The organism is Streptomyces sp. CG4, assembly GCF_041080655.1.
Taxonomy (GTDB): domain Bacteria; phylum Actinomycetota; class Actinomycetes; order Streptomycetales; family Streptomycetaceae; genus Streptomyces.
Window position 1 is genome coordinate 306,665 of sequence record NZ_CP163525.1, and the last position, 14,373, is coordinate 321,037.

Consider the following 14,373-nt stretch of genomic DNA (forward strand, 5'->3'; position numbering starts at 1 on the left):
CTCCGCGGTCAGTAGTCGCTCGCGCCGCCGAACAGCCGGGGCATGTATATGTCGAATATCCCCGGGCACTTGCGTTCGGGATACCGCTGGAGCATGAAAGCCTTGAAGGCGTCGCCTGCCAACCCGTTGCCGATTGCCTGCCGAGCGGCCGAGAGGTACTCGATGTTGCGAGCGACCTCATTTTTGTCGGCCGGCAGGCCGTGGCCCGGCATGAACAGGTCGTAGTCCGACAGCAGCATCTCCTGGAGCACCCGGATCCAGTGATCCATGTGACTCGTCAGGTACAGATGGGTGCCGCTGTAGATCAGGTCCTGGGTGAAATAGACTCCCAGATCAGGAAGCCTGATCGTCAGGTGGAAGTCGATTTCGGTTTCTGTCACCCGGTCGAATACGTACTTGACCCCGTCGATCGTCTCGGTGCCGGGGCTGACAGCTTGCTTGGGCACGACTATCTGGTCCGGAGCGAGGTCGCCGAGTTTCCAGTGGTCACTTCTCGAGGCTTCTCCGTGCTCTTGGATGAAGCTCATGGTCTCGGGCAGCGCGTAGATCGAGATGTCACTGAACGCTGTCCCCACACCGAACCAGTGGTCGGGGTGCCGGTGGGAAAGGTACAACCGCTCGATCGGCTTGCCAAGGCTGTCTGCGTAGTCCCTGAACGCCCTCGCATAAGGAACGAGAAACTGCCCGTCGACGAGAACCAGCTGATTCCTGGTCTCGATGATATGCGTGGCGTTCGCGATATTGCTGTACGCGAAGGACGAGACGAAGGTGTGAATACGGACATCGCCTGTCTGCTTCACGACCATGATGATGGGATCCGACACCTGGGCTAGCATTCGGGACCTTTCCGAGGCACTCGGGCGGAAGGAGTGATGATCTGCTCTCGCAGTTCCTCCAATGCGGCCCTCGCGACGTCGTAGGCGCTGTCGACGTCGGGCACCGGGTCGTCCTCGCCGGGCCGCCAGAAGCGCCGGCGTGCCATTCGCATGGAGCTCACGAAAGGCGGGATCGCGTTGAACACCTCGATCAGGTACGGCCCGCGATACACCGGCTCGACCTCGTTCAGGACGATGTCCCACGGGATCCAGCTGTCTTTCACCGCACCCCGGTCGGGCGCGGATATATGGACGTAGTGGAGGCGATCCTGCCGCGTGGCCCTCGCGACATTGTCCTTGAAGATCGACGGGCCCTGACTTTCCATCACGACTTGCGCGGTGTCGATCGTCACGCCGGCCTGCGAGTGTTCGAGGCCATCGAGGAAATCCAGTGCCTCGGAGACCATGTTGGGTGGGGGCGTCTCCCAGCTCTTGACGGGCTCGATGGCGAGCTTCACTTCTCGCGCGGCGGCGTACTCCGCCAGATCCTCGAAGACGGAACGCGCCGCGCGATAGCGCGACTCCATCCAGTCTTGGAGGGCGTCGCTCCACATCGGCTCATCAGCGTCCGTGACCGGAAAGACGCCGTAGGGGTAGAGGAACGGCCCTGACATGATCGAGTCGCCGCCCAGGACCCGCGTGATGTCCACGCGTGACTTGAGGTAGGACAGTGCCCGCCTGCGCTGCTCCTCGTAAGGTGAGGTCGGATCGAAGGTCCGCGTGGTCCCGACATTGGTCGTGAACTTCACGTCCTTCAGCCCTGCTTGGTCGAACGCCTTCTTGAGGGCGACATAGCTGTCGGTCTCGAGCTTGTGGTCGACGGTCGCGGGCTGGGAGGCGATGTGCAGGTCGAAGCCGTCGTAGCCCATGTCGGTGAGGGCCTTCAGATGATTGATCAGGACGGCGGTGTAGCGTGAGTCCTGCGGCCTCAGATCGGCCGTGAACATGAAGAAGCTGAAGAACACGTCCCGCCTGAATGTCTCGTTCATCCCCGGGGTCCTCCGTTCGCTACCAGCCCAGTACGTCGGCCAGGTAGGCGCGGGCTTTCTTGGCGTATTCGAGCGGGTTGGCCTTGTTCGGGTCCTGCTCGGCCTCCACGACCAGCCACCCCTGGTAGTCGGCGTCGGCCAGCACCTCCAGGATCGGCCGGAAGTCGATCGCGCCGTCCCCGGGCACGGTGAAGACGCCGAGCTCGACGCCCTCCTGGAACGACAGGCCTTCTTCGCGCACCCGGCTCACGACCTCGGGCCGGATGCTCTTCAGATGGACGTGGCCGATGCGGTCGGCGTAGGTCCGGGCCAGGTCCAGTGGATCGTCGCCGGCGAAGGCGATGTGGGCGGTGTCGAGCAGGAGATGGACCAGGGCCGGATCGGTCGAGGCCATCAGCCGGTCGACGTCGGCGCGGGTCATGACGCCGGTACCCATGTGGTGGTGATAGCTGAGCTTCATCCCGGCCGAGCCCGCGATCTTGCCGAGCTCGTCCAGGCCTGACGTCAGGGCGTCCCACTGGGCGTCGGTGAAGACCGGGCGGTTGGCGAACACGTCGACGGGGAGCAGGTGCGAGGAAGCTCCGAACTCGGCGACGACCAGCTCGGTGCCGCCCAGCGCCTTGATATGGGCCAGCGTCTCCTCGAAGGCGGCGATGGTCTTCTGCCGCATCTTGCCGATCGTGAAGTACGTGCTCGTCCAGGGCTCGGACACCTGTAGGCCGCGGAGGTCGAGGGCGGCCTTGAGCGCGGCGGCGTCCGAGGGGTACTTGTGCCCGATGCTGCAGCCCTGGAAGCCGGCGAGCGCCATCTCGCTCACGGCCTGGCCGAAGGAGATGTCGGCGTCGATGGTGGGGAAGTCGTCGTTCCACCACAGGGTGCAGCAGACGCCGAGCTTCACCTTGTCCGGGCCGAGGCTGTCCGCCAAGTCGGTCATTTCGTCGCCCCATTCAGGTAGCGGTCCTCGATGCGGGGTGGCTGAGCCCAGGAGCCGTAACCGGGGGCCTTTGCACCTGGCGGATTGGCCCCGATGGCCCGCCACAGCAGCCCCTCCTGGTAGGAGGCGGCGGTGACCGTGGAGGTCTCGCCCGCAGCTTGGGCCCCGTAGCAGTCGGTCCACTCGGGTGGCAGCGCGAACCACATCCCGGCGTACCAGAGTTTGATCACATTGCGGGCCACCGGTCCGAGGCGGTCGTCGCTGAAGATCTGGTGGCGCAGGGCGCGGTCGAGCAGAGCCCGGTCGAGCAAGGCCCGGTCGAGCAAGGCCCGGTCGGGCAGGGCCCGGTCATGGCCGCCGGCATCAACGGCCGCGTCCGCCCGGGATGCCCGGTGGGCGTCCAAGAGGGCGGTGACGACCTCGTCGCCGCAGGCGGCCCGCACTTTGGCCAGGTAGGGGCGGGCGAGACCGGTGCCGAGGAGTACGGTCTCTTCAAAGGCGGTCAGGTCGACCGACAGGGAGAGGAAATCCTCGAACGACGGGGCGGTCACCGCGTCACCCCCTGTGCACTCTGGCCGGCGGCCGGTGCGGTCTCCGGATCGGGCCCGAACACGGCCGGGATCTCGAAGGTAGGAGCGGCGTGCAGGCCGTCGCTGCCCGGCAGGGGGTTGCGTACCAGCCGGTTGAACCCGTCGCGCAGCCGGAACATGTCGCAGACGGCGTCCTGCAAGAGGCCCGGCTGCCCGTTGAACGCTCTGGTGAGCAGGGCGAGGAAGGCTCCGTAGGCGGCGTTGAAGTCGCGGACGACACCGGCGAGTTCCGAACCCGCCGGGTAGTCGGCCAGCCGGGCACTCACCTTCACCTGGTACACATCGTCCCACGCGACACTGAGCGGCGGCCCCGAGGGTGCGTCGGGGTCGTCGCCCACCTGGTAATAGCGGCCGAGCTGCAGCTGCCGGAACCGGTAGTAGTGGGCCAGCTCCCCGTCCGCGTCGTAGATGCCGGAATCGAGGCCCTCGCCCTGAGCTGCGATGAAGCGCAGCGCCCGGCAGGCCGAGTCCAGGTCGGAGACGACGATCACCGCCCCGCCGCCGGAGTAGAAGTACTCGGGCCCCACCTGCAGGGCCGGGTCTCCGGAGAAGAGCTTGGGGTCGTCGGCCGCCACCTTCTCCAGCCCTTCGAGGATCTCTGCGTAGAACTCGCCGATGCTGTAAAAGCGCATCCCCTCGGCCGTCGGGCTGAAGGCCAGTACCGGACTCCCGCTGTCCGCGGTGCGCAGCAGGCGTGCGTCGGCACTGGGGGCCTGGCCCGGCCGCTCGATCTTGCAGAACGTCTCGACCGCCTCGGGCGACAAGGGCCGCAGGTCGACGGTGAAGTCGTTCTCTCCGTCGGGCAGGTAGGCCGGGTAGGACGGCACGAAGCCGGGGCGGGTCAGGTCGGGCTTCCCGCCGATGGCGTTCAGGACGTTGGCGACGAGGGTCAGGTGCAGCATCTCCTCCACCGCGACCACCCGGATGATGTGGGCGGCGTCGGAGTTGGTGGTGGAGTGTATGGAGTAGTACGCGGTCAGGTACGGGGGGATGGTCGCGTGCTCTAGCGCCATCGCCACGTGGAGGTAGCTGATCAGGTCGTCACGGTTGTTGATGGTCGACGCGGTCACCGGGCCACCTCCTGGGGCCGGCGCCGGCCGGCGTCGGCCGAGGTGATGTCGATCGGTGCGGTCTCGGAGTCGAGCTGGGCCAGCATGGCGCGGCTGCTGCGCAGGCACAGGGCGGCGATGGTGAGCGTCACGTTGGACGTGCCCACGGTGGGCATGCTTCCCCCGCCGATCAGGTAGAGGTTCTCGTGATCCCAGCTCCGCTGATCCGGGTTGACCACCGAGGTCGACGGGTCGTGGCCCATCGTGTGGGTGCCTGCGAGGTGGTTGCCCCCGCGGATCTCGTACCCCTCGCCGGCGTGGACGGCGTAGCCCCAGAAGTTCGGGTCGTACTCGGTGTGGTCCTCGGCTCCGAGGCGGGCGAAGATCCGTCGCGACAGCTGCCGGGCGTACGCCACCCCCCGCATGGTGTAGTCGGGGATGTCGTAGGTCAGGATGGGTCGCATGTTCCCCAGGTGGTCGGTGTAGGCCGGGTCCACGGTGATCCGGTTGCTCGGGTTGGCGGGGACCTCGACCATGAACGCCAACTGCAGCTGGCGGGACACCCGGTCCACCAGGGCCTGGCGGAGGGACTCGCCGTAGCGGCCACCGGCGTCCACCAGGTCGATCAGGTCGGTCATCGGCGCGCCCCGGGCCCAGCCCCAGCCGTCGTTGTGGATGTCGACGCTGAATGCCGCCTGGCTGCGTCGGAAACGGCCCCCGCGCAGGTCGGTGATGCCGCCCGTGCAGTTCGTGCCCCGGAAGGTGCCGGCCACCTCGGGTAGCAGGCCCCACGCCAGCAGGTAGGCGTGGTCCATGAAGTTCCGCCCCATCAGACCGCTTGAACTGCGCAGGCCGGAGGCCAGCATCAGCCGGGGGTTCTCCACCGCGTTGGCGGCCAGGATGAACAGTCGGCCCCGGGCTCTCATGGTGGTGAAGCCGGGGCTGTCGGGCCGGTCGTAGCGGCGGTACTCGATCTCGGTCACCCGGCGGGTCTGCTCGTCGATGTGCACCTTGTAGGCCACCGCCTGGGCCACCAGGTCGACCCGGCCGCTCTGGAGGGCCACCGCGAGGGTCTTGCCGGCGTGATATTTGGCCTGCACCGGGCAGATGGGCACGCAGTTGTTGTTGCCCTGACACCGCCCGCCGACCTCGACCTGGTACGTGCTCACCGCCCCGCGCGGCACGTAGCCCTTCCCACCGTCGAAGGCCGGGTTCGGTATCCCGTTCCGCCCCTGCGGGAACGGCCGGACCCGCAGCTCGCGCCGCTCCCCGTCGACCTCGACCGGCATCCCGTCGAGGTCCTTGGCGACCATCCGGTCCAGGTACGACAGGGGCAGCCCCTTCATCGGGAACACGTAGTCCTCGTCGAAGGTGATCCCGAGGTAAGCCTGGTCCTCCACGTCGGCGGAGACGCCGATCTCGCGTTCGGCCTCGTTGTAGTACGGGGCGAGGTCCTCGTAGGTGAGCGGCCAGTCGGCCCCCTCGCCGTAGAGCGTACGCATCCGGAAGTCCTCGGGGAGCATCCGCAGCGTCTTGGCCTCCCAGTGCATGGTGGTGCCGCCGAGGACCCGGGTATAGGTGGTGTCGGTGGCGAAGGGCCCGCTCTGGACGATGTAGGCCGAGGCGTCGGGCGCGCCCGGGAAGATGCGCCGTGCATCGGTGCCGCGGGGCATCGGGGCGCCTGCGGCGACCGGGTAGGGGGACTGGTTGTCCTTGCTGGTGGCCGAGTAGAAGCGGTCGAGGTAGCTCTCGTAGCCCCTCAGGGTGAGGTCCTCGGCCGGGCCCGCTTCGAGTATCAGTACCCTCTTGCCGGCGTCGCTCAGGCGCGAGGCGATGAGGGCGCCGGCGATCCCGCCGCCGACTATGACGGCGTCGTAGAGCACCTCGGCCGCCGCCGCGGGATCGGTGCGCTTCGCCGCCCCCTCGGGGAACTTCGCGTACATGGGGCAGTCACTCCTCCGCTGCCAGGCGCGGCCAGGGCCGGTGCGGGGTTGAGGATTCGAGTCGGTCGGCCATGGGTCAGACGGCCTCGGCCCGGGCCCGCATGGCGGACAGGTACGCGGCATAGCTCCATGTCAGGTTGTGCACGCTGCGCTCGAAGCCGGAGGTGCCGTCGAACTGCTCGGAGAGCTCCAGGTTGTCACTGTGGTAGACGACGGCCTGCACCATGGCGTCGCCGGTCGCCGCCAGAGCGGCGGCAGCTGCCGCCGGGGCCGTCGACGCGTCGATGCCGGACTGGGCGAAGAAGGGTGCGGACAGGTCGTCCATGGGCACCTTGCCGCTCGACTTGATCTCGGCGGCCAGCTTGTAGTGCAGCTCGGCGACGTTGCAGGTGGAGAGGGCCCAGGGGTGGCCGCCGAGCACCGGGTGCGCGGTGTCACCGTCGTAGACGTCGCCCGGGTAGCGGCCGAACAGCGGCCCGATACCGAACGCTTCCTTGTCTGCCTTGTTGATCGGGTAGAAGGCGATGCCGCCCTCCTCCCACTGCGAGCGCAGTTGGGCCGCTGTGGCCAGCAGCTTGGTGTCGGTGACGGGAACGGCGCCGTAGACGGCCGACTGGACGATGTCGATGTTCGGGTCGTAACCGCTGACGACCGGATTCTGCGGCGAGGGCTGGGACCCGTCACCGGGGTCGGCCAGCATGCTCACGTACTTGCTCCCGTCCCAGTGGCCTGCGAGGGCCTGGCGCAGCCACTTGATGGCGGGCCGCAGCCCGGTCGGCTTGTCGATGCCGACGACGGTCGAGGCCTGGATCTCCTCGAAGCAGCGCAGCTGGGCGGAGCGGGCGAAGAAGCTGTACCCGCTGTGCTCCTCCCACAGGTTCGTGGTGGGGCCCTGGTAGACACCGAGGAGGTAGGCCACGTTCGAGTTCACCAGGTCGACCGCACGCTTCTGGGTGCCGACATCGAGCTGGTCGTAGGCGGCCAGGATGGTGATCGTCTGCAAGGCCGGGCCGTCGTTCTGCTCGGTCCACGGGCGGGCGTCGCCGGCGATGTTGAAGCAGGCGTGGCCCTTGGTCAACGGCGGCTGGGCGTTGGAGTGGCAGAGGTCGGCGAACTGCACGTAGTCGTTGAGCGCCTGCACCGTCCCGCCCGGGCGGGTGGGCATGTCGGCCTTGGCCACCTCCATGGCCGTGATGGCCCCGTCGCGCACCCAGTTGAAGACGTAGTCCTCGTCGATGCCGGGGGTGTCGGCCGGGAACGACGGGGCGGCGATGATGCAGCCCGGCTTCGAGTTCCGGGAAATGTCGCCCGGCGACTGCGGATCACTGAAGGCGAAGCCGTCACTGGCGATATTCCGGAACATGAAGGTATACATGATCGGCACGAGCGACGGCAGATCTACCGCTCCCGGAGCAGAGGAGATCTGGACGTTCGCCCGCGCTCGGGACATGTCCGCCGGCCGGTTCGTGCGGGCAGGCGTGGTGGATTCGGACATTGCTGAACTCCCCCGATATCTTTCGAGTGGAACTATCGGATGCGGTGGCCGCCCTGGTCGCGTGGATCCAAAGGCTTCGCAGCGAGTGTGTCCATGAGTTGCCTCCACCGGGTGCGTGGAATTCCGGGGCGGGCAAGCCGGATGGACGGCGCCAGAGGGTGCAGATTGTCCATAGGGACTTCGATGGAATCAGGCTGCGAGTTGGTGTCGCTGCTGGTAACGCCGGACGCGAAGACCTGCCGCGTCAGCAGCGGTGCGCGGGAACCCATCGAGAGCGCTGAGTGAGCCGCGGGCGCGTTCCGGTTGGCTCGGTCGACCTGGGGCACGACCTGCCCGTCGCCCGCGCCCTGGCGGCCGCACGGGTGCGGCAGGTCTCTCGTCCGTCACGCGCGTGGAATGGTCGGGAGGGTGCGCGGGCAGTTACGGGACTGCCCTTGACCGGACGAGTCGCGGTGACCTGATTGAGCATCAGACCCCGTGTCCGTACACGACTTCCCGGGCGGCGCGCAGCCCGGTGGGACTCCGGCGGTGTCACACGCCTGCCGGGCAGGGCAGGCAGACCGGTCACTTCGAACTCATGTTTTCGGCCCGGGGACGCGGCGAGGAGAGTGGCGCACGACAACTCCGTCAGACCTGCGATGACACTCTGAATCAGGTGCCCGAGTCGACGCCATTCCCATAACCGCGTTAATAGGGAATGCATCCCTTCATCCCCCCGTTTTCTCAGAAAGCGCGCGATGCCGAGACTTTCCGGCAGCGGGTCCCATGGCAGCTTTTCACTGAACGGCGTAGAGAAATTTCGAAGCAGCCAGAGACGTGACCGTTCCACGCGATGGGTATGCGATTTGGCGTACCCTTATCTTTGCGTACCGCAGGCTACAGTTGGCGGGGTAGGTGCCGCAAGAGGAAATTCCAATGTTACGCATGAGGTTGGGGTAATCGAGTGCAGCTCACTGTTGCGTAATTGTGCGTCAAATCCTGATGGTGCTGTTCGGACGCGTACGCCCGCAGTAGGCCGTGCATGAGGTAGCGGAGCTCGTCCTGATGCTGTATCAGGTGAGTGCCGGCGAGGTTGCCGAGCAGTCGTGTGTCCTCGTCCTGGCTGACGTCCGCGGTCGCCGCGGTGGCGGCGGGGGCGATCAGCCGAGCGTCTTGTTAGTCGAGCGTCTTGTAGGAGGCTTCGAACGCGTCGCGGAGTACGACGTCACCCTCGGCGAGGTTCAACCGGGCGTGCTCAGGCTTGAGTTCGGTCGCGAGGGCGTCGGCGCTGCGGTGCTGCGCCGCGGGAGCAGGACCTCGTGGAAGTGGTCGCAGTACAGGAGAGGGAGCGGCCCACGCTGCGTCCCGTCGGCCCGAGGCGGACCGGCGGGACGCAGCTGACATGTGGCTAGTGCCGTGACCGCAAAGGTTCACCGGGGTCAGGAGCGGCGAGGGAGCGGACTGCGCTGGAGCGGATCCGGCCGCCCGAGCTGGCCGTGAGAAGATCGCGGCCGTGACCATCCAGCTTCATGACTTCGACGGCGAACACTCGCTGACGTTGGACGTCGGTGGCCTGGCTGCTGACGCGGCAGTAGCCGATGCAGGTCACGAGCCGAACGGGTACTTCTGGGAAGGTCTCGTGCGGTTTGCCTGGCCGGACATTGCCAAGCGCCTCGACTTCGACAGCGAGGCCGGCATGTTCTGCGCGGTCGGGACTCCGAGTGACCTCGCGCGACTCAAGACGGCCGTTGAGTCAGTCATCACGAGCACCGACGCGGTCCGCGACATCATCGCCCAGGCGGAGACTTCGGGCTTCGAGTTCGACGACTAGCAACTCCACCGGACAGGGACACCGGTTCGCTCAGGCTGCTGTGGCAAGTGGGCGTCCGCCCCAGCGGATTCCTTTCTCGCTGCGGATTCGGGCGCGTTCACGTCGTTGGGCGGCCAGCACGTCCGGGTGGCGTGTGTTGGTGTTACGCCAGCGCAGGTAGACGTGCAGGGCGCGGGTCTGGACGGTGTGGTTGCGGTGGTTCGAGTTAGCGATCGTGAACTGCCGAAGGGGCCCGAAGTGGGCCTCGATGGGGTTGGCCCAGGACGCGTAGGTAGGGGTGAAGCACAGCTCGACGCGGTTCTTCTTGGCCCAGCGTCGGATGGTTTCGCCCTTGTGGGCGGACAGGTTGTCCAGGATGACGTAGATCGGGGCGCCGTCCGGGCGGGCCGCGCGGATCGAGCGGAGCGCGGCCAGCGTGTTCGCGGCGCCCTTCCTGCGTCGGTTGACGCCCCAGAGGGTGTCGTCGCCGACCGAGTAGCAACCGTGGAAGTACCGCACGCCGTGGGTGCGGTGGTAGGTCGCGGGGTGCCGCTCGGGGTGACCGGCCCGGGCCCAGCCGGAGCCCATGGTGGGGCGGATGCCGAGCGGCCCGAACTCGTCGAACGCGAAGACCCGGTCGGGGAAACGGTCCAGGACCTCTTCGAGGCGGTCGAGCTTGGTGTCGCGGTCGGGGTCGGGTGATTCCTTCCATGTCTTGGTGCGCTGGAAGGTGATGCCGCGGCGGGCGAGCAGGCACCGTAACGCCTCGCGGCTGATCCGGATCACGCGGCCGTGGACTTTGCGCAGGTAGGCAGCGAGTTTGCGGATGGACCAGCGGGTGAAGGGCTGGCCGAGTTTGGTCGGGCGGATGGTGGCCGTCTGGACGACGAAGTCCTCGTCGTCAGGACTGAGCAGGCGGGGACGGCCTCCCGCCCACCGAGGGTCCAGAGCGGCCAGGCCGACCTCGTTGAACCGGTGGATCACGTCGCGAACGGTGTCCTCATCAGCCTGTACCAGCTGAGCGATCACCGGGACCCGGTTCCCGCCGGCCGAGGCCAGCAGCATCATCGCCCGACGGAACCGCACCGAACTGGTGCTGCCCCGGCGCACGATCTGCTGCAGCTTCTGCCCCTCCTGGTCGGTCAACCTGCGCACACGGACAGGCTCTGCCACCACACCCCCAGCAGTCGGATCAACGGACGCCACCGCACATCCAACCGCCCGCAGCACCAATCCGGCGAACCATCCCGGTCAAAGCACTAGCCGCCGAACGGATTCTGCGCGGCTTCGTTCGGCCGCCGGGCCGATCGGATGAAGTCGGCGAGGACAGCGCCGCGCTCGGTCATCGCAGCGTCCGGGTGAACTGGTATGCGCTCTGCGAGGTGCCGCTGCAGGAGTCGGAGAGCTGACCGTTGGTCGCACAGGCCTTGTCACGCCCCAGGGACCAGAAGGACAGCTCCTGAATACCCTTGGACGCGGCGAAGTTCGCCAGCGTGCTCGCGCTGGCGGTGGTGAACACCTCGGCCTTGGTGTCGTTGACCCCGATCATCGGAGTGTTCCCCTCCATGGCCCACAGCTGCGCGGAGCTCTTTCCCGTCCAGATCCGGCCGAGCTGGGTGTGCAGGGCTGTTGCCGCGCCGGTCGCGGCCTTGCCCATGTCCATCGCCGGCCCGTAGTCCATCGTCATGATGTTGACGAGGTTGACGTTCAGCCCGTTGCTCTTCGCGTTGTTGAGCAGATTGACCGAGTTCTGTTCCAGGCCGGTCGGGTTGACCGGGAGGGTGTACTGGACGTCCAGATGATGTCCTGCCGCCGCGTACTCGCTCTGCAACTGTGCCAAGGCCTTGTCGCGCCGGTCGTTGGCCGCGGTGTTGTCGAGCGTCGAGCCTTCGATGTCGAGGTCGATGCGGGTGAGCTTGAGACTGTCCACCACCCGCTTGTACTGGGCCTTGAGCGATGAGACGGACGTACAGGCGGCACCCAGCTCTGTTCCGGAGGCGCCGCCGAAGGAGACGATGACGTCCCCGCCCGCCGCGCGGAGCGAGTTGATGGCGGAGATCCACGAGGCATCGGTGATGGACGTGTCACCGTTGAACGTCGCGTCGCAGCCGTTCCCGGCGATGACGAAGGCCAGGGTGAAGTACTTCTGCCCTGCGGCGTTGCGCACGCTGGTGAGAGCGGAGGGGGAGTTCCATGTCTCCACGTAGGGCGCGGAGTAGCGGGCGGGGAAGCCGGGACCGGGATTGGCTGCCGTAGAGGCCGTAGAAGCCGTAGAAGCCGTAGAAGCCGTAGGAGCCGTAGGAGCCGTGGAAGCGGCGGATGCCGGAGGGGCGAGGAGAGGGGTTACCGCGGTGCCGACCGTGGCGGCAATTCCCAGCATGTACCGGCTGATTCGACGCATGTGTCCTCCAGATGCAGCGCAGGAGGCGCGCTGGTGGGGGTAGAGGCATGGGGTGAGCGTTCATCTTTATGAATACGCTCTGCTCACCTGAACAGACTGGTGCCATTAAGGCCTAGACCAATGCGGCCGTCAACCCCTCTCGCGAGAATGCGCAGACCTACACGCCCCAAGCAGACGGCCACCATGCGCACACCCAACCGCCAGCCCTGGCACATCCATTGACGTCGCTGTCCACGACGGTCGGTCAGCTCACGCAGGACCAGCGGCCGATGCGGTCGTGGTGACGACGCTGCCCTGGTTTTCGTGCCGCGCACACCTCCGCACGCCGCTCGACCGCCCCCAGTTCACCCTGGCCGCGCGTGCCCTGCTCAACGGCCTGGGCAAGCCCACAGAAGCTACCTGAGCTACCTGGACTGCGATCGCCTCGGTGAGGGCACCTCATCCACCTCACAAGGGCGAGGGCACCCCAACAGCCTCCCCACACCTGAGGCACTGCTGACACCGTCGGCGGCCGTACGCCAGCATGAGGACCATGCCCGAGACGCCCAGCACCCCGCGCCGGATCGCCGACGACTATGTCGCGCAGGTCGCCGCCCTCGACCCCATGACCTCGACCCGGCTCGGCCTGCGCCCCGAGGACGACCGGCAGCCCGACCTGTCACCGGAGGGCTTCGAGGCGCTCGCCGAACTGGCCCGCGGCACGCTGTCCGTGCTCGACGTCATCGAGCGCGACGCCGAGAAGGACGGTGCGGTGTGGGAAGGCGCCGAGCGCAACTGCGCCCGGCTGCTACGGGAGCGGCTGACCGCGCGCCTCGCCCTGCACGAGGCGGGTGACCACTTCCGCGAGCTGCGCAACGTCAGCTCGCCCCTGCACCAGGTGCGCGACATCTTCACCCTGATGCCCACCGACACCGACGAGAACTGGGCGGCCGTCGCCGGGCGGCTGCGCCATCTGCCCGGCGCGCTGAACGGCTACCGGGCGACCCTGGGCGAGGGCATCGCTCGCGGGCTGCTGTGCGCGCCCCGGCAGGCCAGGGCCGTCATCGGTCAACTCTCCGCCTGGACCGGCCAGGACGGCGGCGGCGCCAGCTGGTTCGCCACGCTCGTGGCCGACGCTCCGGATCGGCTCAGGCCCGAGCTGGACGCCGCCGGGGATCGGGCGACGGCCGCGGTGGCGGAGTTCGCCGACTGGCTGCGCGGCACCTACCTGCCCGCCGTGCAGGGCACCCCGGACGCCGTAGGCCGCGAACGCTATCTACGCTCGGCCCGCTGGGCCAACGGCATCAGTCCGGACCCGGCCGAGGCCTACGCCTGGGCCTGGGAGGAGTTCCACCGGACGGCCGCCGAGATGCAGGCCGAGGCCGAGCGGATCCTCCCGGGCGCCACCGTCCGCGAGACCATGGATCACCTGAACCAGCACGGACATGCCATCACCGGTGAGGAGAACATCCGAGCCTGGCTCCAGGACATCATCGACGAGGCGATCGACGCCCTCGACGGCACGCACTTCGACATCTCCGGCCCGCTGCGCCGGGTCGAGACGAGGATCGCACCCCCGGGCAGCTCGGGCGCGCCCTACTACATCGGTCCCAGCCTCGACTTCAGCCGCCCCGGGCGCACGTACCTGCCGACGCTGGGTCAACAGACCTTCCCCACCTGGGAGATCGTCAGCACCTGGTACCACGAGGGTGTCCCCGGCCACCACCTGCAGACCGCTCGATGGACCGCCGCCGCAGGCCACCTCAGCCACTACCAGATCACCCTGGGCGCGGTCAGCGCCAACAAGGAAGGCTGGGCGCTGTACGCAGAGCGTCTGATGGACGAACTGGGCTTCCTCACCGACCCCGCCCGCCGCCTGGGCTATCTGGACAAGCAGATGCTCCGGATCATCCGCGTGATCATCGACATCGGCATGCACCTGGAACTCGTCATTCCGGTCGGCTCCGGCTTCCACCCCGGCGAACGCTGGACCCCGGACCTCGCCACCGCGTTCATGGCGGCCCACCACGGCAGCGACACCGCCCGCCGTACCAGCGAGATCGACCGCTACCTCGGCTGGCCCGGCCAGGCCATCGGCTACAAGCTCGGCGAACGCGCCTGGCTGCAGGGCCGCGAGGCATCCCGCCGCCGCCTGGGCACCGACTTCGACCTGCGCACCTGGCACATGAACGCCCTCACCCAGGGCTCCCTCGGCCTGGCCGACCTGACCGACAACCTCGCATCGCTGTGAACGGCGGTACCGGGCCGGGAGCCTGAGAAGTCGGCAGGGGGCCTGAGACGTCGGCACGGGGGCCTGAGGAGTCGGCAC

Annotated in this window: 11 protein-coding genes; 2 read left to right on the forward strand and 9 right to left on the reverse strand. The window is 67.6% G+C overall.

Features of this window, described 5'->3' with window-relative positions; genetic code table 11:
• Positions 1 to 8: 8 nt before the first annotated feature.
• From AB5L52_RS01600 to AB5L52_RS01630, 7 genes are all read right to left on the reverse strand, one after another.
• A complete protein-coding gene (locus tag AB5L52_RS01600) occupies positions 9 to 824 on the reverse strand; it encodes an MBL fold metallo-hydrolase (protein WP_351028700.1) in 816 nt (271 codons plus the stop codon).
• A gap of 5 nt (positions 825 to 829) precedes the next feature.
• The gene (locus AB5L52_RS01605) at positions 830 to 1,864 is read right to left on the reverse strand and encodes a sugar phosphate isomerase/epimerase family protein (RefSeq protein WP_351028702.1); all 1,035 of its coding nucleotides are present in this window, start codon (positions 1,862 to 1,864) and stop codon (positions 830 to 832) included.
• 19 nt (positions 1,865 to 1,883) lie between these two features.
• Positions 1,884 to 2,798 (reverse strand): myo-inosose-2 dehydratase, encoded by a 915-nt coding sequence (gene iolE / locus AB5L52_RS01610; protein ID WP_369362346.1) that lies wholly within the window; start codon positions 2,796 to 2,798, stop codon positions 1,884 to 1,886.
• The gene (locus tag AB5L52_RS01615; RefSeq protein ID WP_369362347.1) at positions 2,795 to 3,349 is read right to left on the reverse strand and encodes a hypothetical protein; all 555 of its coding nucleotides are present in this window, start codon (positions 3,347 to 3,349) and stop codon (positions 2,795 to 2,797) included. Before AB5L52_RS01615 ends, iolE begins: the two co-directional genes overlap by 4 nt.
• The gene (locus AB5L52_RS01620; protein ID WP_369362348.1) at positions 3,346 to 4,458 is read right to left on the reverse strand and encodes a ferritin-like protein; all 1,113 of its coding nucleotides are present in this window, start codon (positions 4,456 to 4,458) and stop codon (positions 3,346 to 3,348) included. Before AB5L52_RS01620 ends, AB5L52_RS01615 begins: the two co-directional genes overlap by 4 nt.
• Positions 4,455 to 6,380, reverse strand: a complete 1,926-nt coding sequence (locus AB5L52_RS01625) for a GMC family oxidoreductase (RefSeq protein WP_369362349.1) — start codon at positions 6,378 to 6,380, stop codon at positions 4,455 to 4,457. The genes AB5L52_RS01620 and AB5L52_RS01625 overlap by 4 nt, the downstream gene beginning before the upstream one ends.
• Before the next feature lie 76 nt (positions 6,381 to 6,456).
• The gene (locus AB5L52_RS01630) at positions 6,457 to 7,875 is read right to left on the reverse strand and encodes a glycoside hydrolase family 15 protein (protein ID WP_369362350.1); all 1,419 of its coding nucleotides are present in this window, start codon (positions 7,873 to 7,875) and stop codon (positions 6,457 to 6,459) included.
• A 1,492-nt stretch (positions 7,876 to 9,367) separates the two neighbouring features.
• Between AB5L52_RS01630 and AB5L52_RS01635 the strand changes: the two genes are divergently transcribed.
• Entirely contained in the window at positions 9,368 to 9,685 is a 318-nt protein-coding gene (locus tag AB5L52_RS01635) for an Imm51 family immunity protein (protein ID WP_369362351.1), read from the forward strand.
• Positions 9,686 to 9,715: 30 nt separating this feature from the next.
• Here AB5L52_RS01635 and AB5L52_RS01640 read toward each other — a convergent pair whose 3' ends face one another.
• Positions 9,716 to 10,837 carry an IS630 family transposase gene (locus AB5L52_RS01640; protein ID WP_369362352.1) on the reverse strand — a complete coding sequence of 374 codons (1,122 nt, stop codon included), beginning with the start codon at positions 10,835 to 10,837 and terminating at the stop codon, positions 9,716 to 9,718.
• 169 nt (positions 10,838 to 11,006) lie between these two features.
• Positions 11,007 to 12,065, reverse strand: a complete 1,059-nt coding sequence (locus AB5L52_RS01645) for a chitinase (RefSeq protein ID WP_351028716.1) — start codon at positions 12,063 to 12,065, stop codon at positions 11,007 to 11,009.
• 532 nt (positions 12,066 to 12,597) lie between these two features.
• Between AB5L52_RS01645 and AB5L52_RS01650 the strand changes: the two genes are divergently transcribed.
• The gene (locus AB5L52_RS01650) at positions 12,598 to 14,295 is read left to right on the forward strand and encodes a DUF885 domain-containing protein (RefSeq protein ID WP_369362353.1); all 1,698 of its coding nucleotides are present in this window, start codon (positions 12,598 to 12,600) and stop codon (positions 14,293 to 14,295) included.
• The last annotated feature ends 78 nt before the right edge of the window (positions 14,296 to 14,373 follow it).

Coding starts and splice junctions, on each gene's coding strand:
- AB5L52_RS01605 (WP_351028702.1), bottom strand. CDS start 1,864: ATGAACGAGACATTCAGGCGGGACGTGTTCTTCAGCTTCTTCATGTTC.
- iolE (WP_369362346.1), bottom strand. CDS start 2,798: ATGACCGACTTGGCGGACAGCCTCGGCCCGGACAAGGTGAAGCTCGGC.
- AB5L52_RS01625 (WP_369362349.1), bottom strand. CDS start 6,380: ATGTACGCGAAGTTCCCCGAGGGGGCGGCGAAGCGCACCGATCCCGCG.
- AB5L52_RS01630 (WP_369362350.1), bottom strand. CDS start 7,875: ATGTCCGAATCCACCACGCCTGCCCGCACGAACCGGCCGGCGGACATG.
- AB5L52_RS01645 (WP_351028716.1), bottom strand. CDS start 12,065: ATGCGTCGAATCAGCCGGTACATGCTGGGAATTGCCGCCACGGTCGGC.
- AB5L52_RS01650 (WP_369362353.1), top strand. CDS start 12,598: ATGCCCGAGACGCCCAGCACCCCGCGCCGGATCGCCGACGACTATGTC.